This is a genomic window from Xenorhabdus stockiae (assembly GCF_002632825.1).
Lineage (GTDB): Bacteria > Pseudomonadota > Gammaproteobacteria > Enterobacterales > Enterobacteriaceae > Xenorhabdus > Xenorhabdus stockiae.
Map to the genome: position 1 here is coordinate 145,817 of NZ_NJAJ01000005.1, position 22,108 is coordinate 167,924.

Below are 22,108 nucleotides of genomic sequence, written 5' to 3' on the forward strand. Positions count from 1 at the left end.
TTTATACCTCTTGTTGGCAACCTAACCAGCCTTCACGACCAGGAAAATCGGAACGAACAATTCTCCCAACTGGCAATGTTTCCGGGTTTTCAGGTAGTAAATGACCTAATTTACAAAACTGAATATCTTGCTGATGCAGCATATCCAATAGTGCCTCAAATTGTGATGATTTAGACATTCCTTCAACTTCTGCGTGAATAGTATAAACAGGAACACCGCGGGCATTTTGAATGGCATCCAGAATAAAATGGTTAAAATTGATATCACTGACCTGTGTGCCGATAACTTCATCATAAGTTGGCAATGTCACCGGGATTTGAACGGTTCCTAAACTTCCATCAGGCAAAAGTGGCCTGAATGGATGTGTTCCACGGCAATCACTGTTGTAATCAAAACCAAATTGCTGTTTAGCCACCAGCACCCGCTCATCTGCGCGCCAGCCAGCAACAGCCGAACATGTTACAGCCTGCCCTGTCTCCTTTTCTAAGGCATCAACACCAAGCTGTATCTGTTCTGCTAATTCTGATCCTGACCAACGACCTACTTTCGCCTGCCAGCTTTGATGATCCCAGGCATGCAGACCCACCTCATGACCTTCTTCTATCGTCTGTTTCATCAAATGACCCAAATCTTTTGCAATTTTCTTTCCCGGCCAAGCGGTACCCGCTAATAGAATATCCGGGCCATACAGAGAAACAGCGTTTGATCTCAACATTTTCCACAAAAATTTAGGTTTCAGCAGCCGCCACAAATGACGCCCCATATTATCCGGGCCAACACTGAAAAAAAAACTGGCCTGAATATAATGACGCTGTAAAATTTTAAGTAAACGCGGTACACCTTCCTTGGTGCCCTGATAAGTGTCTACGTCAATTCTTAAGCCCACTTTTTGCATCATATTTACCCTGTATGTTGCTTTTTCCTTTTCAGTTCCTGCACAGCATCACGCAAGAAGAAATCCAGTGTCTCATCGATCGTCTGTTCCATACCGATAGTGGGCTTCCACCCCAGCAGGCGTTCCGCATTCTTAATACTGGGTTTACGATGCTCAACATCCTGATAGCCTTGGCCGTAATAACTGCTGCTTTCGATTTTTTTAAATCCGGCAAAAGGAGGAAAATTCCCGCGTAATTCGTGTTTTTCAAAACTATTCAGCAATATTTCAGCTAATTGACGAATACTGGCTTCATTCGTCGGATTACCGATATTAATAATCCGCCCATCACATAAGCCATTTTTGTTTTCAATAATTCTGAACAGCGCTTCAATCCCATCATGAATATCAGTAAAACAGCGTTTTTGCTCTCCGCCATCAACTAATTTTATCGGGGAGCCTTCAACCAGATTTAAGATTAACTGAGTAATTGCTCTGGAGCTGCCAATACGTGCTGAGTTTAAATTATCCAACCGAGGTCCCATCCAGTTAAATGGGCGGAACAGGGTAAATTTCAAACCTTCTTTTTCGCCGTATGCCCAGATAACACGATCAAGTAATTGTTTGGATACGGAATAGATCCAGCGTTGTTTATTAATTGGTCCCACGATAAGGCGTGACGTGTCTTCATCGAATTCCTTATCATCACACATGCCATAAACTTCGGAAGTAGACGGGAAAATAATCCGCTTGTTATATTTCACACAATAACGAACAATTTTCAGGTTTTCTTCAAAATCCAACTCAAATACACGCAGTGGATTACGGGTATATTCGATAGGCGTAGCGATGGCGACTAACGGCAGAATAACATCACATTTTTTGATGTGATATTCAATCCACTCAGTGTGAATACTGACATCACCTTCAATGAAGTGAAAATGAGGGCTACCAATAAAGCGCTCTATCGCAGAAGAGCCAATATCCATGCCGTAAATATCATAATTACCATCATTCAGCAGACGTTCTGTCAAATGATTACCGATAAAGCCATTTACTCCCAGAATCAAAACTCGCTTACGGCGGGGGATCTGTGCGGTGGCTTTCTGCCCAACCTGAACACCGGTAACTATACCCATCTCCTGAGCAAGTCGGCTACCCTGGACGTAGATGCCTGATTCGCTCTGCCCACTAACAATTTCCAGAGCGCCTGTTCCACACGCAATAACCAGCGGGTCGGTGGAGAGCACTGTTCCGGCCTGTTTATCGTGTGTTGTATTCAGTGGAGCTGAGCGCCAGATCGTAATTTTTCGCTCACCGAGAAAAGTAAATGCACCGGGATAAGGTTCTGTCACTGCCCGGACAAGGTTATTGATCTCTTCAGCCGATTTATGCCAGAAAATTTCACCATCTTCAGCGGTTCTGCGACCAAAATAAGTAGCCTGACTTTCATCCTGTGGGATTGAAAGGTAATTATCTGCTTTAAAGCGAGGCAGAATATCATTCAGTAATTCAGTTGCTGCTTCACGGATTTTCCCATGTACGATCAATGAAGTATCAGTTTTCTCAATCTGTACGGCCTGTTGTGCAACAATATCTCCGGCATCGGCCTTTGCAGACATTTTATGTAATGTCACACCGGTTTCTGTCTCACCATTTAAGATAGCCCAGTTAACCGGGGCACGACCACGATATTTTGGTAGCAAAGAGCCATGCAGATTAAACGCGCCTTTTTTTGCCAATGATAAAATATCCTGGCTGAGCATATCGCGATAATAAAATGAAAAGATAATATCCGGCTGCATTTCACGAATATGTTCAACCCAAAGCGGGTGATTCACATTTTCCGGCGCAAATACGGATAAACCTAGATCCGCACCTGCACGAGCTACAGAAGAGAAAAAATTATTTTCATTTGGATCATCAACATGTGTAAAGATAGCCCGAATATCGAAACCTGCTTTCACTAATGCATTAAGTCCGGCGCAACCAATATCATGGTAGGCAAAAATCACTGCTTTCATTCTTTTTCTTCCTGATTATCGTTGGTCTTTTTATCTCCGACCACTTTTTGAATAAAGTAACGTGGGCGGGCACGAACATCGTTATATATGCGACCGATATATTCTCCGAGTAACCCCATTGCGACAAATTGAGCGCCAATAAACATAAAAAGAATGGCAAATAGGGTAAAGACGCCTTCAGCAGCCCATATAGCACCAAAAATCAGGCGCAAAGCGATCAGTAATACAGCCAACAGAAAACCCGTTACGGCAATAATACTTCCCACTACACTCAATAACCGTAACGGTGCTGTCGTCAGGCAGGTCAGCAGGTCATACATCAGATTTATCAACTTCATAAAACTGTATTTGGAATCACCGAATTCGCGTTCTGCATGAGTTACATCAATTTCAGTCGTTCGGCGAGCGAATGTATTGGCAAGAATAGGAATAAATGTACTGCGCTCATGGCATTGCAACATCGCTCGCACAATATGGCGGCGATATGCACGCAACATACAGCCGTAGTCGCCCATAGAGCGCCCCGTCACTTTCGTTATCATTGCGTTGATCATTTTAGAGGCCGTTTTACGGAACCATGAATCCTGTCGGTTGGCACGGCGTGTACCGACTACATCATATCCCTCTTCAGCAACCTTCACTAAACGGGGGATCTCTTCTGGCGGGTTCTGCAAATCCGCATCAAGTGTGATAACAAGATCACCGCTTGCCTGATGGAACCCCGCCATAATTGCAGAATGTTGCCCATAATTACGGTTCAGCAAAATTGCAATGACATAACTTTCGGGATCTTCAGCTGCCCGGGTTAAAATCTCCACAGAGCTGTCACGGCTGCCATCATCCACCAGAATTAATTCATATTCCTGATTGAGTTGCTGGCAGGCAGAGATAGTTCTTTTTAATAATTGAGGCAGACTTTCTTCTTCGTTATAAACAGGAATAACCACCGAAACTTTTCTAATTTCTTCAAATCCCACTGTTTTTACTCCGCAATAATTTCCAATACCGCATTAACAACCCGATCCACATCGTCGTTACTCATATCTGGAAAAAGGGGTAACGAACAAAGTGTCGCTGAATTCCATTCAGATTCAGGCAGAGACAGAGTTGGATAGCGTTCCCGATAATATTTTTGTGTATGTGCCGCTCTGAAATGTAACCCTGAGCCAATATTGCGTTCTTTCAAACGAGCCATGAAAGTGTCACGGTCAATACCGCAGACTGTTTGATCAACTCGTACCATAAATAAGTGATGAGAATGCTGGTGTTCATATTCAGGAACACTCAGTATTTTTAGAGGAGAATCATGAAGAGCAGAGGTATAACGGGCCACCAGCTCCCGACGGCGGGCATTCATAGATGCCAGTTTCCCTAACTGGACAACCGCTATGGCCGCATGAATATCTGACAGGTTGTATTTGAAACCTGGTTCAATGACCTCAGCCTGTGGCTTCCGGCCCTGAATCTGCCGATCAAACGCATCAACAGCCAGACCGTGGAATTTCAGACTGCGGATTTTTTGCGCCAGCTCATCATTATCTGTAACAAACATGCCACCTTCAGCGCATGTCATGTTTTTAATAGCGTGGAAAGAGAAAATAGCGGTTCCTCGCTCACCTACCCATTCATTTTTATAACGGGTTCCTACTGCATGAGCCGCATCTTCAATTAAGGGAATGCCCGCCTCTTCTGCAACCACACGTAAAGCATCAAGGTCACAGGGAGCACCAGCATAGTGGACTGGAATAATCGCTTTAGTTTTCGGAGTAATCGCCTGTCTAACCGTTTCCGCACTGACCATCAATGTATCACGATCAACATCGACCATGACCGGCTCAGCGCCTGACAGGCAAATCATATTAATGGTAGAAACCCAGGTTTGGGAAGGTGTGATAACTTCATCGCCGGGGCCTATTTTCAATGCCAATAATGCCAAGTGCATCCCGGCCGTAGCAGAATACAGGGCAATAGCATGTCTGCAACCAAACATTTGGGCAAAATTCTGTTCTAGTTGCTGGTTTTGTGGCCCCGTAGTAATCCAACCTGAACGTAAAACCTGTTCTACTGCCTCAATCTCTTCACGCCCAATCGATGGACGGGAGAATGGTAAAAAATTATTCATAATCGCCTTGCGTAGCCTGACTCATATTATAATTGGAAGACATTCTGACGAACACTTCATAAACAAAATATCAACAAGCAAACAAACTGAGGGCAATCAACAAAAAAAGAGTGAAAGAAACAATCATCCAAAGTGATTTCTACCTTTGAAGATCAGAGATGATCTACCCTCCATAATTTATAGCCAGTATTTTGGATATGTCTAATATTTACTTCAAAAATTTCGGATAAATTTCTTTCATTCATCACATTATGTGGTCGACCAGACATAATCAACTCACCACGAGCGAGCAACCATACATTGTCGGCCTGTTCATAAGTGTGATTAAGATCATGGCTACTCAATAAAACTGTCCCACCCAATACACAAAATTGGTTAATTAATTTATCTAAAATAGCTTGCTGTGTGATATCAAGATTATTAGTCGGCTCATCAAGCAACAGCAATTTCCCTACCGGATTAAGTTCAGGCCATACCTGCAAAAAAGCGCCCGCTAATCTCACCCGCTGCCACTCACCTCCAGATAATTGTCCAATCGTTGAAGCCAGTAACGCCGTCAGTTTCAGTTGCTGACAAATTTCATGTAATACCTTTTCACCTTCAGACAGGGAGGCCGACTCAGGGCGATACATATCCAGATATTGAAAAACAGGCATGGCGGGAGCTGAAACCGACTGAGAAAACCACGCCCGACACTGCGCCAGTTCCCTCTGCCGATAATCACTTAATTTTTTGCCGTTAAGGTGAATCGTGCCATCATGAGGTAAAACACCGGCAATAGCCGCAAGCAAAGTACTTTTTCCTGAGCCATTCAGCCCGACCAAATGAACTTTCTCTCCGGCCTTGACGGAAGCAGACAGTGAAGTCAGTCTGTTGTTGACAGTAACATTATCCAATACTAAAAGCGGTAGCCGAATCATACTATCTCCCTATTCTCGTTTTTTGGTACTTCCCCATCATTTTTTAAAGCTTTTTATATCCGTGGCGCTTTCAATAATAACCAGATAAAAACAGGTGCTCCCAGAGTTGCTGTAACAACCCCTATCGGTATTTCAGCATGGGATAAAGATAAACGAGAGAATAAATCTGCCAGTAATAAACAACTGCCACCGGCTAATGTGCAGGCAGGTAATAACGTTTTATGATCCGTCAAACCAATCAGCCTTAAAATATGGGGAATGACTAATCCGATAAAACTAATCGCTCCGGCAAGCGCCACACTCAAACCAACCAGTAATCCCACTGCGGATACAAATAAATTACGCCACTTATAATGCGAGATCCCTAATTGCTGTGCCTGTAATTCACCCAGAGAAAGGTAATTAAGTGTTTTTCCTGTTCTACTTAACCAAAGGATCAGCGGGCACAATGCAATCACCAGCCATATTTGGCGCCAGTCAATACCACTGAAACTACCCATCATCCAATACATCAATTGGCGTAAGTCGAGACTGGTACTGAAATAAACCATCCATGTCATTACAGCACCAAATACTACTCCGAAAGCAACCCCGATTAGTAATAAACGTGCATTGGTCATTTGGTGCTTTTTAGCAAATCCCAACAGAATTGCCGTCATAAAAAGTGCCCCTAAAACCGCACCAGCACTTAATAGCCATAATGGGGCAATACCATGAAAAATGAGGATCAAAAAAACAACCACTACCCCTGCCCCATTACTGACACCCAATAATCCGGGTTCGGCCAAAGGATTCTCAAATAACGCCTGCATAACTGCACCTGACACCGCCAGACTGGCGCCAACGACAAATACTGCCAATGCTCTGGGCAATCTCAACTGCCAAATAAACAACTGGGCGGAATCAGACAGCCATTGAGTTGGCCAAAACCATATTTCACCGGCAGACAGTGATAAAATAAATAATCCAATAGATAAAATAAGCAGGAGAGCTATTACTCGGTAGTCACGTTTTTTCTGACGAGTGAGAAGTTCAGAGACAGAATAAATCGGTAAACGATGTTTTGATAACATGAGAAGTGAAAATATTCAGGATAAAGAGCAAGAAAAAGACCGCTTAATCGCGGCCTTTTCATATTTTATTCTTTTGGTAACGCTTTTTCTACCCGACTCTTCAACTTTTGCCCAGGGCGAAAGGTGACGACCCGACGAGCAGTAATAGGTATATCCTCGCCAGTTTTCGGATTACGACCTGGACGTTGATTTTTATCTCTCAAATCAAAGTTACCAAATCCAGATAACTTAACCTGCTCCCCATTCTCCAAAGAACGACGCACTTCTTCAAAGAACATTTCCACTAGATCTTTAGCGTCACGTTTGCTAATACCCAGTTTTTCAAACAGATTTTCTGACATTTCAGCTTTAGTAAGCGCCATAAGTTCAGTCCCTCAAGGATGCTTGGAATCGCTGTTCTAATGCAGCAACGCATTTGCTAACGGTCGCAGCAATCTCTTCTTCTTCCAGTGTACGCGAGGTATCCTGCAAGATTAAGCTAATAGCAAGGCTTTTATAGCCTTCCGCGACACCTTTACCACAATACACGTCAAATAAGTTTATGCCAACTATATGATTTACGCCAACTTTCTTACATTCAACCAGAATATCTTCTGCAGCTACATTTTCCGGCACAACTATCGCGATATCACGGCGATTGGATGGGAAGCGAGAAACTTCCTTCATTTCAGGAATTATGCGGTCCGCAAGTTTGTCCCACAACAATTCGAATACCACGGTGCGGCCATTCAAGTCAAGTTTACGTTCCAACTCTGGATGAACGACCCCGATGTAACCAATGTATTTATTTCCCAGATAAATCCCAGCACTTTGTCCGGGATGCAAGGCAGGATGTTCTTCTGCTTTAAAGGAAATCTCGGATAGTTTACCCGTCAATTCTAAAACGGATTCTAAATCACCTTTCAAATCGAAGAAGTCAACTGCTTGTTTTTCAATCGACCAATGCTCATCGAAACGATTTCCGGTGATTACACCACCAAGCATCAATTCCTGACGAATACCATATTCTGCGCTTTCATCAGGCACAAAACGTAGACCTGATTCAAATAATCGCACTCGGTGTTGCTGACGGTTCTGATTATAAGCAACTGTCGTCAGCAATCCGGTTAGCAAAGACAAGCGCATTGCTGACATATCAGCCGAAATTGGATTTGGCAGAATTAATGCTTCCTGTTGCGGGTGTAATTGCTGCTGGAGCTTCGGATCAACAAAGCTATAGGTGATAACTTCCTGATAACCTTTGTCCACCAACATAGTTTTGACGCGCTTAAGAGATAAATCAGCTTCACGGTGTGAAGTCATAATCAAATCAGCGCGTACAGGTACATCAGGAATATTGTTGTAGCCATAAATACGGGCAACTTCTTCAACCAGATCTTCTTCAATCTGCATGTCGAAACGCCAGCTCGGAGCTACTGCTTCCCAATTACCATTCTGAACTGTTACCTGACAGCCCAGACGGCTCAGGATGTCCGTTACCTGCTCATCAGCAATATGATGACCAATCAAACGATCCAATTTATTACGAGTCAGTGTAATAGTTGCTGGCTTTGGTAAATGAGAGTCACTGGTAACATCGATAATCTCACCAGCTTCCCCACCACAGATAGCAACTAATAACTGTGTTGCGTATTCCATTGCTTTAAATTGCAACTGTGGATCAACGCCACGCTCGAAACGATGAGAGGCATCTGTATGCAAACCATAACGACGGGCACGGCCAGTAATTGCCAATGGTGCAAAGAAAGCACACTCCAGCAGAATATGCTGTGTTTTTGTATTAACACCAGAATATTCGCCGCCAAAAATCCCTGCCATTGCAAGTGGTTGCTTTTCATCAGCAATCACAAGCGTATCAGCAGAAAGTTCCACTTCATTTCCATCCAACAGGGTTAATTTTTCACCCTGTTCTGCCAGACGAACAATAATAGAACCGTCTAAACGCTCTAAATCGAACGCGTGCAATGGCTGGCCCAGCTCAAGCAACACGTAATTAGTGACATCAACAACAGGATCGATAGAACGAACACCACCACGACGCAGTTTTTCGCGCATCCACAGTGGCGTTTCTGCTTCGACATTGACGTTATTGATAACTCGCCCTAAATAACGCGGACAAGCTTCTGGTGCGTCAACACGAATAGAGAATGTCGCATCTGTAGCCGGTTTAACAGCCTCGATTTCCGGCTCATTCATGGACAATTTATTGATAACGGCAACATCGCGGGCAACGCCCTGAATGCTCAAGCAGTCTGCGCGGTTCGGCGTAATGCTGATTTCAATCGCACTATCATCCAATTTCATGTAGTCGCGCAAATCGGCACCAATTGGCGCATCAGCTGGTAATTCAATAATACCATCGTGATCATTGCTAATTCCCAGCTCAGAAAGCGAGCAAAGCATGCCTTCTGACGGCTCACCACGTAATTTGGCCGCTTTAATTTTAAAATCACCCGGCAAGACAGCACCAACGGTAGCAACTGCTACACGCAGGCCCTGACGGCAATTGGGTGCACCACAGACGATATCGAGGAGGCGATCACCACCAACATTAACTTTTGTGACACGCAATTTGTCTGCGTTCGGATGTTGAGCGCATTCAACAACTTCACCGACGAAAACACCATTAAATTGACCCGCTACTTTTTCAACGCCATCAACTTCCAAGCCCGCCATAGTGATTTGATCAGACAATTCTTCGCTACTGATGGCAGGATTCGCCCATTCGCGTAACCAGAGTTCACTGAATTTCATGAAATATTCCCGCCTTATTTAAACTGTTTAAGGAAACGCAAATCATTTTCGAAGAAAGCACGTAGATCGGTGACACCATAACGCAGCATCGTCAAGCGTTCCATTCCCATACCAAAGGCAAAACCAGAGTAAACTTCAGGATCAATGCCAACATTACGCAATACGTTCGGGTGAACCATGCCACAGCCTAATACTTCCAGCCATTTGCCATTTTTACCCATCACATCAACTTCTGCGGATGGTTCAGTAAACGGAAAATAGGATGGACGGAAACGAACCTGCATATCTTCTTCAAAGAAGTTATTCAAAAAGTCATGCAACGTGCCCTTCAGATTGGTGAAGCTGATATTCTTATCAACAATCAACCCTTCTATCTGATGGAACATTGGGGTATGTGTCTGATCGTAATCATTCCGGTATACCCGACCTGGTGCAATGATGCGGATAGGTGGCTGACCCTCTTTCATTGTGCGGATCTGAACACCTGACGTTTGCGTACGTAGCAAACGTTTTGCATCAAACCAAAATGTGTCGTGATCAGCACGAGCCGGATGATGTGCAGGGATATTCAGCGCGTCAAAGTTATGGTAGTCGTCTTCAATTTCCGGACCAGCTTTAACAGAAAAGCCTAACTCACCAAAGAAAGTTTCAATTCGTTCAATCGTACGAGTGACTGGATGTAATCCGCCATTTTCCATACGACGGCCAGGCAATGAAACATCAATTTTTTCTGCTGCCAGACGGGCATTCAGAACATCTGCTTCCAATTTGGCTTTACGTGCATTCAAAGCTTCCTGGACTTCTTGTTTTGCCTGGTTAATAACAGCCCCTGCCGCTGGACGCTCCTCGGCAGACAAGTCACGCAGCGATGACATCTGGAGAGTTAAATGGCCTTTTTTTCCCAGGTATTCAACTCGCACCAAATCCAACGCGGCAACATCCTGGGCTTCTTCTACGGCTGCTTTTGCATTTGCAACCAGCTCAGTAAGATGTGACATCGTTTTCCTCTTCCTTCGGCCAGATGGCCTTTTAGTTGTTATCGACTATGCCCTCAAAATTTTTGTCTCTTAATGAGGTCATAAAAATAAAAAAGCCTCCAGACCGGAGGCTCAAGCGCTGTTTTTCGTTTCTTTTCTTACGCGCAAAGCCCCCTTATTTCAGGCGCTAAAGTAAAAAAAGAAACGAAAAAAGGCTAACTTCATCATTTTTATTCTCTCTCCTGTACTCTTTTCAACCTAACTATTTATGAGCGGGCAAATCTAGCTAATAGTAAGCATATTTTGAAAAAAAGTAAAAGAGGGAGCAAAGGCTCCCTCTTTTAACCTGACTTATGCCAGAGCGCCCTTCGCTTTTTCAACCAGAGCAGCAAATGCTACTTTGTCGAATACAGCGATATCAGCCAGAATCTTACGGTCGATTTCAATCGAAGCCTTTTTCAGGCCGTTGATGAAACGGCTGTAAGACATGCCGTTCTGACGTGCAGCAGCGTTGATACGAGCAATCCACAATTGACGGAACTGACGTTTACGCTGACGGCGGTCACGGTAAGCGTACTGACCAGCTTTGATAACTGCCTGGAAAGCAACACGATAAACGCGCGAACGGGCACCGTAGTAACCTTTCGCTTGTTTCAAAATTTTCTTGTGACGTGCACGGGCAATAACACCACGTTTTACGCGAGCCATATACTTCTCCTATCGTCTCTGAGTTCTAATCTAAAAAAATGCTTGCTTATGCGTATGGCAGACAAGCAACAACCAGGCCCAGATCACCTTTGGAGACCATGCCTTTTGGACGTAAATGACGTTTACGCTTAGTTGATTTTTTAGTCAGAATGTGACGAAGGTTAGCGTGCTTACGCTTGAAACCACCACTGGCAGTTTTCTTGAAGCGTTTAGCTGCGCCGCGTACTGTTTTAATCTTTGGCATTTTAATATCCACTTCGCATTGTTAATTACAACGAACTAGTAAGGCGAACAGACCCCTTCCAAACTGGTTGGAGCCTGCTACTTGTATGCCTGACTATTTCTTCTTAGGAGCGAGCACCATGATCATCTGGCGGCCTTCGATCTTCGATGGGAAGGATTCGACCACTGCCAGTTCACTCAAATCTTCACGAATGCGGTTAAGCATTTCGATGCCAATCTGTTGATGCGCCATTTCACGTCCACGGAAACGCAGGGTGATTTTGGCTTTATCGCCATCTTCCAGAAAACGAATCAGGTTGCGTAGTTTGACCTGATAGTCGCCTTCATCTGTACCAGGACGGAATTTAATTTCCTTGACCTGAATAACCTTTTGTTTCTTTTTCTGTTCTTTGATTGACTTACTCTTCTCATAGAGGAACTTGCCGTAATCCATGATACGACAAACCGGCGGTTCGGCATTTGGGCTGATTTCCACCAAATCAACACCAGCTTCCTCAGCTTTTTCAAGAGCTTCTCTCAGATTGACAATACCAATCTGCTCGCCATCTAACCCAGTTAAACGAACTTCAGAGGCGCGAATCTCTTCATTAATGCGATTTGGGCGCGCCGGTTGAATTCTTTTTCCGCCTTTAATACCTTATTCCTCCAATTGACGAAGATTGCGACTGCGTATTTCTGCCAGCAACTTCTCTGAGAACTCGCTGACATCGATGCTACCTAAATCTTTACCGCGGCGGGTACGAACGGAAACTTTTCCTGACTCGACCTCTTTATCACCACAGACAAGCATGTAAGGTACACGACGCAGAGTGTGTTCGCGAATTTTAAAGCCAATCTTCTCGTTTCTCAAGTCTGCTTTTGCACGAATGCCTACATCTTGAAGTTTTTTAACCAATTCCTGTACATAATCTGACTGACCATCGGTAATATTCATGACAACCACCTGTTGAGGTGCCAGCCATGTCGGGAAAAACCCGGCATATTCTTCTGTCAGGATACCAATAAAGCGTTCAAGGGAACCCAGAACAGCTCGGTGGATCATTACAGGAACCTTACGTTCGTTATTTTCACCGACATACGACGCACTCAAACGCGCCGGCAATGAAAAATCGAGCTGCACAGTACCACATTGCCACGCTCGATCCAAACAATCATACAAAGTAAATTCAATTTTAGGTCCATAAAATGCACCTTCACCCGGTTGGTACTCAAATTCAATACCATTTGTTTTCAAGGCCTCAGCGAGATCTGCTTCTGCTGCATCCCACTGTTTATCAGTACCAATTCTTTTTTCCGGGCGAGTCGATAGTTTAACAACAATCTTCTCAAAACCAAATGTACCATATACATCATAAATCATTTTTATGCAGCTGCTGACTTCCTGAAGAATTTGATCTTCAGTACAGAAAATATGCGCATCATCCTGAGTAAAGCCACGAACCCGCATCAAGCCATGCAGAGCGCCTGAAGGCTCATTACGATGACAGCTACCAAATTCAGCCATACGCAGCGGTAAATCACGATAGGATTTTAGCCCCTGATTAAAAATCTGGACGTGCCCCGGGCAATTCATCGGTTTTACGCAATATTCACGGTTTTCCGATGAGGTAGTGAACATATTTTCTTTATAGTTTTCCCAGTGCCCCGTTTTTTCCCACAGGATGCGGTCCATCATAAATGGGCCTTTTACTTCCTGATATTGGTACTCTTTTAACTTGACACGGACAAACGTTTCCAGCTCACGGAAAATTGTCCAGCCATCATTGTGCCAGAAAGCCATACCCGGCGCTTCTTCCTGCATATGATATAGATCAAGCTGCTTACCAATTTTACGATGGTCACGCTTTGCCGCTTCTTCCAGACGCAATAAATAAGCACTCAGCTGCTTTTTATCTGCCCATGCAGTACCATAAATACGCTGCAACATTTTGTTGTCACTGTTGCCACGCCAGTATGCGCCGGCAACTTTCTGCAATTTGAAATAATGGCAGAAACGCATATTAGGTACATGTGGGCCACGGCACATATCTACGTATTCTTCGTGGTGATACAAACCAGGTTGATCATCACGGCTGATATTCTCATCCAGAATCTGAATCTTATACTCTTCACCACGAGCTGCAAAAGCATCACGAGCTTCCTGCCAGGTTACCTTTTTCTTGATAACATCATAATCTTTCTTGGCAAGCTCCATCATGCGTTTTTCAAGCAGCTCGATATCTTCCTGCGTCAAAGAGCGATCCAAATCGATATCGTAATAGAAGCCATTATCAATCACCGGACCAATTGCCATTTTGGTGTCAGGCCACAGTTGTTTGATTGCATGACCCAGCAAATGCGCACATGAATGGCGGATAATTTCCAGACCTTCTTCATTTTTACTGGTAATAATGGCCAGTGTGGAATCTGTTTCAATTAATTCACACGCATCTACCAATTCGCCATTAACACGACCAGCGATACACGCTTTTGCCAAACCAGCACCAATATCGCGAGCAACATCCATGACAGAAACGGCGTGCTCAAATTGACGTTGACTACCGTCAGGAAGAGTAATTACAGGCATTTAAAATCCTTATCTACAGTGGTGACCCACACGAAAGATCACTTGTATGAAATATTTACCTCAAGAATTCAATACGTTAATTGCGGGCACTTGCTGCACCATGCAAGTTATGTACACAGTTAAGTACACAAAATGACAAACGACTCATGTACACCGCTTTAACTCGACGGAGGATGTTATCACCCATATCATTCAGCAACAAATAAAAAGAACAACATAGGTATTATTATTCAATGGACATAAATTCTTTTAGCCAAAAAAACGGCAGTTTTCCTGTAATTTCTCAGTCTCCAAGATTTCCTGACATCAAGGTTTGAAAAGACTTGAATGCTAATCACTCAACTTATGCTTAGACAATTCTGCATTTATTTTTTTTATTCTCCCCGGTGATACACTTAACGTTAAAAAGCAGATCCCCAGCAATTCTAAAATAATCATCAGAAATATCATGACTACCGTATTCAGGCTACTGATATCCTGACCATCCACATATAATATTTTAAATGCAATAAAAAGCATCAAAACAAAAATAACAACAGACATTAATTTTTCAATCCAATAATTGAAAACATAAGAAGCATCAATTTTTATTTTTGCAAAATCTGAATTCACCATGACATATCTTTTTAATCTTTTAATATCGAATATATATCCTGCTTCAATGCCTAGGCTGGTTAATTGTATCACTAAGTGCCTAAGATCCTTTGATTTAATCTTAGTCACTCTAAACATAATCTCAGAGGTAATAATATCTTTAATATAGGTTTTATCTTCCTGACTCAAGTATTCATCATATTTCTCAAGATAATCAATATTGTTTGTGAGTCTCCTATTCCTAAAAAAATTCAGGCTGCTATAGACATTTTTAAGCATTACCCAGATACCTCCGAGAAATGCTGTCAAAGCAGACAATATTGATGCTATAGCAGAGTAATTTTTTATTACCCAGTTCAGCAAGTCATCAAACATACATTCACCGTCATTGTTTACATAGATAGCTATAGTATGAATGCCATATTCAAATTTTCCTGTTTCATACCACTTGTATGGCTAATACTGATGCTGACGAGGTAATTCTGTCCTTATGTAAAAACCACCAAATGAAAGTGGTTAAAGATGATAGCCTGCGTCAATTTAGCTATTTTTATCTGGTTGACCATTATGGTTGCCAAAAATTTGTTCAGGCGGTGAATCCCATTCATCACTTCTTGTTTTTTGATATTCTTGATTCAGTGGATACCAGATTTTGTTTTCAGGTTTACTTTTTTCTCCGACAACCAATAAACTAACTTCGGATTCCGTATTATTTATTACTGTGTGACAAATCCCTGTGCCAGCGGGAAAACCAACGGCATCTCCCGGCTCTAATCGATACAACTCCCCATTAATCCACACATCAGGTGTTCCCTAAAGCACATACACGAATTCTTCTTCATTCTTTTCTGCATGAGGGTAAGATGTTCTGCGACCGGGTAAAAGACGCTCGTGGTGGATACCCAGTTTCTTTAATCCCAGAGATTCACCAAGAACAGAGCCTATAGTGAAAATTTTATTGCTATCGGGATATCCTGCTCTCTCTTCTTCTTCGTTTTGTGTCCAATGCTGAATAAATTCAGGTCTTCTGTTTTCTCGTTTTAATGACATTACACTTCCTTTATTATTAAAAAATTATTAGTAGTAGGATAATTACATTGTCCTGAAAAATATATTTAGGTAACTAAATGTTCATATCTAAAAAAAGAATTTTCTGAATATATAACCCACGAAATTATTTATAAATCTGTTAGTTACATTAGTTCTATACACAATGGATTTCAAGATGCATTGTGACTATAAAGGAGTATAGATAACTATATTGTGATGAATCAACGTAGCCAACAAAGAGCAACTGGAAAGGCGAAGTGTATATGTAAAGGAAAACTATTATTTCCTCTTGATAACTACCAGAGAAAAAATAATAAATCACATATTCAATTCAGTGTACCAAAAATCACTCTAAATTAAGATAGGCATTTTTTACTTTCCATAAATAACGAGGAGCCTGTGGTGCAGGATGATTATTCTGAACATATTGATAAAATTCATTCGGTGTCATTCGGTTAATTTTATTAATTGCCAACTTACGATCTGAATCAAATGTCCGCAATAATGCTCCAGCGCCATTAACATAGGCAACTATTGTTGCATAATATAAAGTTTCAGGGTTAATAATTCCGCTTAGATGCTGTTTTTTCAAAATACTGATATAGGCAGTACCAAGATCAATATTCGTTTCAGGGTCTTTCAATTCACGCATAGTAGGCTGCCCTGACTTACCTTTCAATCGATAGGCATCCTTACCTGCTGTAGAGGCTTTAATCTGCATCAATCCAACTGCATTAGATTTACTAATAACTTCTGGGCGAAAACCGGATTCAACCTGAATAATTGCCCTGATCAAAGTTTCATCCACCCCATAACGTTTTGCAGCCTGTGCAATAAAATTATCAAAGGGTGTTGCTCTTCTCCGATTATCCAATTTATTCTGTGATCCCATAGTGCCATCGCTGCCGAATATTCTTTTCGATATTGATTTATGGTCATTTTTTACTTGTTGAGATTCCTGATTTGTACATCCTGTTAGCAACATCATCAGAAAAATATGAACATGAATAAACTTTAATCTCACGAAAAGTTCTCCTAAACTAAAATTAACCTTATAAAGCATATATAATTTTATGAATAAAATGAAAATGTTTTTATATATCTCATCAAAATAAATTGAGACGGTTATATTCAATAAACTTCAAAACACTAGACAACATGTTGTTTTTTTGTTCGCATAGTGATTTTAGAAACCAGAAAAATTCAGGATAACCTGCAAAATTATCAATCATATCACGGTATCACCTTGACTTTACAAAGATGATATTGATAATCATTATCAACAATCACATGTATAACAAATAAGGTTTACAATAATGAACAAAAAACGTTCTTTTTCTGTTTTCCCGATACTCAGTATGACTTTTACCCTCTTCACTATGACCTTATTCAGCCTGCAAGCTCATGCAGATAAAAAATTCAGGGTTGTAACCACATTTACCATTATTCAGGATATGGCTCAAAATGTCGCAGGGGATGCTGCTATTGTTGAATCCATTACAAAACCCGGCGCAGAAATTCACGATTACCAACCCACCCCAAAAGATATCATTAAGGCAAAGCGAGCTGATCTCATCCTCTGGAACGGGTTAAATTTAGAACGTTGGTTTGAACGTTTTTTTGAAAATATGCAGGATATTCCTGTCGCTGTAATCACCGAAGGTATTACACCACTCCCGATCCGCGAAGGGCCTTATAATCAGAACCCTAACCCCCACGCTTGGATGTCTCCGAATAATGCTCTTATTTATATCGAAAATATCCGTAAGGCTTTAGTCAAAAATGATCCACAAAATGCAGATACTTATAACCGTAACGCCAAAATTTATGCTGACAAGATAGCCAAACTGGATGCGCCATTAAGAGAGCGCCTTTCTCGTATTCCTGAAAATGAGCGCTGGCTGGTAACCAGTGAAGGTGCATTTAGCTATCTCACACAAGACTATGGATTCAAAGAAGTCTATTTATGGCCAATTAATGCCGAAGCACAAGGTACACCACAGCAGGTCCGCCGTGTCATCGATACGATGATAGAACATAAAATCCCAGTTGTTTTCAGTGAAAGTACTGTTTCAGATAAACCAGCAAAACAAGTCAGCAAAGAGACCGGGGCACGATATGGCGGCGTACTTTATGTTGATTCCCTCTCTACAGCAAAAGGTCCTGTTCCTACCTATATCGATCTGTTGAATATGACAGTCGATACTATCGCAAAAGGATTTAATCAATGAAAAACGCATCGTCATTATTTGAAAAACCACATTTATTAGTCGATAACGCGACTGTCACTTACAACAACGGCCATACTGCAATTTATGATACGAGCTTTGATATCACAGGCGGTACCATATGTGCATTAGTCGGAATGAATGGCAGTGGGAAATCGACATTGTTCAAAACCATTATGGGGTTAGTTACTCCATCTCAAGGAAAAGTTACCCTTAATGAGCAATCCATAAAAACAGCACTGAAAAAGAATATCATTGCATACGTTCCACAAACTGAAGATGTAGACTGGAACTTTCCGGTTCTGGTTTCTGATGTTGTGATGATGGGGCGCTATGGAAAAATGGGCTTCCTTCGCAGGCCCAGTAAGCTCGACCATCAAATTGTAAACCGTTCACTCGAGCGGGTCGGTCTGATTGAACTGCGTGACAGACAAATCGGTGAACTTTCTGGTGGACAGAAAAAACGGGCATTTCTGGCACGCGCACTGGCTCAGGAAGGAAAAGTTCTACTTTTAGATGAACCTTTTACCGGGGTAGATGTTAAAACTGAGAATGCCATTATTGATTTGCTTCGTGACCTGCGTGATGAAGGACACTTAATTTTAGTCTCCACACATAACCTCGGCAGTGTTCCCGAATTTTGTGACCATGTTATTTTGATTAATCGCACCGTTCTGGCCAGTGGACCAACTGAAACCACATTCACGCAGAAGAATCTGGAAACCACATTTGGCGGTGTTTTACGTCATATCAATCTCTCTGGCCCTGAACTCCATGACGATGACGATCCTCGTTCCCTGACCGTCATTACAGATGATGAGCGCGCTGCCGTATTTTACGGTCATGACAATCATGTTCCTCCACGACAAAGTCAAAAACAGAAGGACGAACAGTTATGATGGAATTGTTGCTACAGCCATTTAATTATAACTATATGGTGAAAGCCATGTGGCTAAGTGCCATTGTCGGTGCTGTCTGTGCATTTTTGTCAGCCTATTTAATGCTAAAAGGCTGGTCACTAATGGGGGATGCCCTCTCCCACTCTGTGGTGCCCGGAGTTGCCGGTGCCTATGCTCTCGGTTTGCCTTATGCCGGCGGTGCTTTTTTTACCGGTATGCTTGCAGCATTGTCGATGACTCTCGTACGCCACATTACTCGATTACGTGAAGATGCCGTTATTGGGTTTATATTTTCCACTTTTTTCGCTGCCGGATTATTGATCGTTTCTTTAAATCCAACATCCGTTAATGTACAAACCATCATCCTCGGCAATATTCTGGGGATCGCTGATGAAGATGTATTGCAGGTAGAAATCATTATTGCTGTATCTTTTATTGTTCTGATGCTGCTCTGGAAAGATCTGCTAGTTGTGTTCTTCGATGAAAATCATGCCCGATCTATCGGGTTATCCCCATTACGCCTGAAAATTATTTTCTTCACTTTATTAAGCGCCTGCACTGTTGCAGCCTTACAGACAGTTGGCGCTATTTTGGTTATTGCTATGGTCGTGACTCCTGGAGCAACTGCGTATTTGTTGACAGACCGTTTTAAGAACCTGCTTATCATTTCAGTTGCCATAGGTGCTTTAACCAGTTGTATAGGTGCTTATATTAGTTATTTCCTTAATGGTGCAACCGGAGGAGTCATCGTTACATTACAGACGCTGATTTTCCTGCTGGCTTTCTTCTTTGCACCTAAGCACGGTATGCTGGCCTCTCGCCAACGCGCCAGAAAAGAATCTCAGGCACTTACTCAGGGAGAGCACTCATGAATACCTTGATTGAGTTCATCACGGAACCTTTTATGCATGATTTTATGCAACGTGCCATTGTGGCTGCGATTGTCGTAGGGACTGTCTGCGCCGTACTATCGTGCTATTTAGTGCTGAAAGGTTGGTCATTGATGGGAGATGCCATTTCCCACGCAGTATTACCGGGCATTGTTCTGGCATTTGTTGCAGGAATACCACTTGCAATAGGTGCTTTCCTTTCTGGAATATTTTGCGCATTTGCCACTGGATATCTGAAAGAGCATAGCCGGGTTAAGGAAGATACCGTCATGGGTGTTGTGTTTTCTGGCATGTTTGCATTTGGTCTGGTACTTTTTACCCGCATAGATACAGAACAACATTTGACCCATATTCTATTCGGCAGTATCCTCGGTATTACCCAAAATGAGCTGATCCAAATAATGTGCATTGCAGGGTTCACTCTGGCCATTGTTCTTCTGAAACGTAAGGATTTCATGCTCTATTGCTTTGATCCTAATCAGGCAAAAGTTGTCGGTTTACCAGTAAAACTGCTGCACTATGGCTTATTATCTCTTTTGGCTCTAACCATTGTTGCCTCATTACAAGCTGTTGGGATTATTCTGGTTATTGCAATGTTAATATCTCCCGGGATTATTGCTTTTATCTTATGTCGGAATTTTGAACGTATGATGATTGTTGCCATAATAGCATCAGTCACATCCAGTGTTCTTGGTACAATAGTCAGCTTCCACATTGATGGTGAAACCGGCGCATGCATTGTTATCATTCAGGCTATTTTCTTCGCATTTGCCGTTATTTATGACCAAATAAAATTAGCCAGAAAGAAAATGCATAGAAAACAGTCCAAGGATATATTATCCCCATCAGTGTGAGTCTTCAGTAAAATCAAATTAGGGGGCCTATATCTAATTTAAATATGGCCCGCTAATCAGGATTTAAATTCTGTTTTAAACTGTTCAACCACTGCATCTGTATGTAATATGAGCATAGTAATTGTCAACTTAATGAGGTGAGTCATGTGGCAAACTGTTAGCCGTCTATTAAGTGAACATTTTGAAGAGGCAGAAATCCGCAACAAAACGGAATTATCAGGAGGAGATATTCACCGTTCTTGGTCTGTTGAGTACGGCGATCAGCATATCTTTGTTAAATCCAATACGAAAGAAATGTTGCCTATCTTTAAAACAGAGGCAGAACAACTGGAATTATTAGCCCGTAGCAACACAACCAAAGTACCTGAGGTCTATGGCGTTGGGCATGACCGTAATCATAGCTTCCTTTTACTCGAATATCTTCCTATCAAGCCATTTGATGCCCACAACGCGTACTGCTTTGGCCAGCAACTTGCCCGGCTTCACCAATGGAATGAACAACCCAAATTTGGTTTTGATTTTGACAACATGCTTGGAACGACAATCCAGCCTAATGGATGGCAAAAACGCTGGAACCAATTTTATGCAGAAAAGCGTATTGGCTGGCAATTACAACTTGCATCAGATAATGGCATGGTATTCGGAAACATCGATGCAATTGTTGAAAAAATCAGTAATAAACTGCACTCTCATCAACCTGAACCATCTTTATTGCATGGTGATCTATGGCCAACGAATTGCGCATCTTTAAATCACAATTGTGTCGTTGCATTTGATCCTGCATGTTATTGGGGTGACCGTGAGTGTGATCTCGCTATGCTCCCTTTTTACCCTGAACTCCCTCTACAGGTTCTTGATGGCTATCAAAGCGTTTGGCCACTACCGACAGATTTCATCGAACGGCAGCCTCTCTATCAACTCTATTATTTATTGAATCGCTGTAACCTTTTTGGCGGTGATAATTTTATCACTGCACAAAGTATCATCGATAATATATTATCCGAATAAAAATCCGATCTGATTCAGAATAGCTAAATAATCAGACTTAAAATCTAATCGAAGAGTTAACTAGACCAATCGAAATTTGCTTGTTTATTATTTTATTAATAAAAATCAAAGGAGATAAGAAAGTTAAACTATAACAAAAGATTAATTATATTAATTTCTCTTTGTGAAATTTATGAACAGATATATATGTAATTAATAAATTTCAAACTGCAAAGTAGTGGCAAGAAAGCAAACCCACTGGAGTAGTGTTTATGAAAATACTGACAGGGAGGAGCAAACATTGCCAACAAAGAAGCAATCTGAAAAACAACAGATACAATGTAG

The 22,108-nt window shown here is 42.0% G+C and carries 21 protein-coding genes, 1 pseudogene and 1 other annotated feature; of the genes and pseudogenes, 5 read left to right on the forward strand and 17 right to left on the reverse strand.

All coding sequences use genetic code 11. The features are described from left to right. Position 1: 1 nt before the first annotated feature. The 17 genes and pseudogenes from arnD to Xsto_RS03655 form a co-directional block, all read right to left on the reverse strand. Positions 2–895, reverse strand: a complete 894-nt coding sequence (gene arnD, locus Xsto_RS03580; RefSeq protein WP_099124133.1) for a 4-deoxy-4-formamido-L-arabinose-phosphoundecaprenol deformylase — start codon at positions 893–895, stop codon at positions 2–4. Positions 896–900: 5 nt separating this feature from the next. Then, positions 901–2,898 carry a bifunctional UDP-4-amino-4-deoxy-L-arabinose formyltransferase/UDP-glucuronic acid oxidase ArnA gene (arnA, locus tag Xsto_RS03585; protein ID WP_099124118.1) on the reverse strand — a complete coding sequence of 666 codons (1,998 nt, stop codon included), beginning with the start codon at positions 2,896–2,898 and terminating at the stop codon, positions 901–903. Next, positions 2,895–3,875, reverse strand: coding sequence for an undecaprenyl-phosphate 4-deoxy-4-formamido-L-arabinose transferase (arnC, locus tag Xsto_RS03590; RefSeq protein ID WP_099108181.1), 981 nt, complete (start codon positions 3,873–3,875; stop codon positions 2,895–2,897). The genes arnA and arnC overlap by 4 nt, the downstream gene beginning before the upstream one ends. Before the next feature lie 5 nt (positions 3,876–3,880). Continuing rightward, positions 3,881–5,020 carry a UDP-4-amino-4-deoxy-L-arabinose aminotransferase gene (gene arnB, locus Xsto_RS03595; RefSeq protein WP_099124119.1) on the reverse strand — a complete coding sequence of 380 codons (1,140 nt, stop codon included), beginning with the start codon at positions 5,018–5,020 and terminating at the stop codon, positions 3,881–3,883. Between the two features lie 152 nt (positions 5,021–5,172). Further along, entirely contained in the window at positions 5,173–5,940 is a 768-nt protein-coding gene (btuD, locus tag Xsto_RS03600; protein ID WP_099124120.1) for a vitamin B12 ABC transporter ATP-binding protein BtuD, read from the reverse strand. Positions 5,941–5,993: 53 nt separating this feature from the next. Then, positions 5,994–7,013, reverse strand: a complete 1,020-nt coding sequence (gene btuC, locus Xsto_RS03605; RefSeq protein WP_099124121.1) for a vitamin B12 ABC transporter permease BtuC — start codon at positions 7,011–7,013, stop codon at positions 5,994–5,996. Between the two features lie 65 nt (positions 7,014–7,078). Continuing rightward, positions 7,079–7,375 (reverse strand): integration host factor subunit alpha, encoded by a 297-nt coding sequence (gene ihfA / locus Xsto_RS03610; RefSeq protein WP_086953402.1) that lies wholly within the window; start codon positions 7,373–7,375, stop codon positions 7,079–7,081. Between the two features lie 4 nt (positions 7,376–7,379). Next, complete coding sequence (pheT, locus tag Xsto_RS03615; RefSeq protein WP_099124122.1) at positions 7,380–9,767, reverse strand: phenylalanine--tRNA ligase subunit beta; 2,388 nt, start codon at positions 9,765–9,767, stop codon at positions 7,380–7,382. A gap of 14 nt (positions 9,768–9,781) precedes the next feature. Next, positions 9,782–10,765 carry a phenylalanine--tRNA ligase subunit alpha gene (gene pheS / locus Xsto_RS03620; RefSeq protein WP_099108186.1) on the reverse strand — a complete coding sequence of 328 codons (984 nt, stop codon included), beginning with the start codon at positions 10,763–10,765 and terminating at the stop codon, positions 9,782–9,784. An 85-nt stretch (positions 10,766–10,850) separates the two neighbouring features. After that, positions 10,851–10,975, reverse strand: a sequence feature (Phe leader region). Beyond that, the gene (gene pheM, locus Xsto_RS22805; protein WP_139204069.1) at positions 10,925–10,972 is read right to left on the reverse strand and encodes a pheST operon leader peptide PheM; all 48 of its coding nucleotides are present in this window, start codon (positions 10,970–10,972) and stop codon (positions 10,925–10,927) included. It overlaps the preceding feature by 48 nt. Positions 10,976–11,095: 120 nt before the next feature. Then, positions 11,096–11,452, reverse strand: coding sequence for a 50S ribosomal protein L20 (gene rplT, locus Xsto_RS03625; RefSeq protein ID WP_010847342.1), 357 nt, complete (start codon positions 11,450–11,452; stop codon positions 11,096–11,098). Between the two features lie 46 nt (positions 11,453–11,498). Continuing rightward, entirely contained in the window at positions 11,499–11,696 is a 198-nt protein-coding gene (gene rpmI, locus Xsto_RS03630; RefSeq protein WP_006118955.1) for a 50S ribosomal protein L35, read from the reverse strand. A gap of 93 nt (positions 11,697–11,789) precedes the next feature. Next, on the reverse strand, positions 11,790–12,329 hold the full coding sequence (gene infC / locus Xsto_RS03635; protein ID WP_099108187.1) for a translation initiation factor IF-3: 540 nt from the start codon (positions 12,327–12,329) through the stop codon (positions 11,790–11,792). 3 nt (positions 12,330–12,332) lie between these two features. Beyond that, positions 12,333–14,261: a threonine--tRNA ligase gene (gene thrS, locus Xsto_RS03640; protein WP_099108188.1), complete on the reverse strand. Its 1,929-nt coding sequence runs from the start codon at positions 14,259–14,261 to the stop codon at positions 12,333–12,335. A gap of 330 nt (positions 14,262–14,591) precedes the next feature. Continuing rightward, positions 14,592–15,230 carry a hypothetical protein gene (locus Xsto_RS03645; RefSeq protein ID WP_099108189.1) on the reverse strand — a complete coding sequence of 213 codons (639 nt, stop codon included), beginning with the start codon at positions 15,228–15,230 and terminating at the stop codon, positions 14,592–14,594. 165 nt (positions 15,231–15,395) lie between these two features. Further along, positions 15,396–15,905, reverse strand: a pseudogene (locus Xsto_RS03650) (cupin domain-containing protein). Positions 15,906–16,251: 346 nt separating this feature from the next. Beyond that, a complete protein-coding gene (locus Xsto_RS03655; RefSeq protein WP_422646214.1) occupies positions 16,252–16,929 on the reverse strand; it encodes a transglycosylase SLT domain-containing protein in 678 nt (225 codons plus the stop codon). A 292-nt stretch (positions 16,930–17,221) separates the two neighbouring features. Here Xsto_RS03655 and Xsto_RS03660 point away from each other — a divergent pair, with 292 nt between their 5' ends. From Xsto_RS03660 to Xsto_RS03680, 5 genes are all read left to right on the forward strand, one after another. Further along, on the forward strand, positions 17,222–18,136 hold the full coding sequence (locus Xsto_RS03660; RefSeq protein ID WP_099124123.1) for a metal ABC transporter substrate-binding protein: 915 nt from the start codon (positions 17,222–17,224) through the stop codon (positions 18,134–18,136). Next, positions 18,133–19,032 (forward strand): manganese/iron ABC transporter ATP-binding protein, encoded by a 900-nt coding sequence (locus tag Xsto_RS03665; protein ID WP_099124124.1) that lies wholly within the window; start codon positions 18,133–18,135, stop codon positions 19,030–19,032. Before Xsto_RS03660 ends, Xsto_RS03665 begins: the two co-directional genes overlap by 4 nt. Then, on the forward strand, positions 19,029–19,904 hold the full coding sequence (locus Xsto_RS03670) for a metal ABC transporter permease (protein WP_099124125.1): 876 nt from the start codon (positions 19,029–19,031) through the stop codon (positions 19,902–19,904). Before Xsto_RS03665 ends, Xsto_RS03670 begins: the two co-directional genes overlap by 4 nt. Then, on the forward strand, positions 19,901–20,776 hold the full coding sequence (locus tag Xsto_RS03675) for a metal ABC transporter permease (RefSeq protein WP_099124126.1): 876 nt from the start codon (positions 19,901–19,903) through the stop codon (positions 20,774–20,776). Before Xsto_RS03670 ends, Xsto_RS03675 begins: the two co-directional genes overlap by 4 nt. A 144-nt stretch (positions 20,777–20,920) precedes the next feature. Beyond that, positions 20,921–21,784 (forward strand): fructosamine kinase family protein, encoded by an 864-nt coding sequence (locus tag Xsto_RS03680; protein ID WP_099108195.1) that lies wholly within the window; start codon positions 20,921–20,923, stop codon positions 21,782–21,784. The last annotated feature ends 324 nt before the right edge of the window (positions 21,785–22,108 follow it).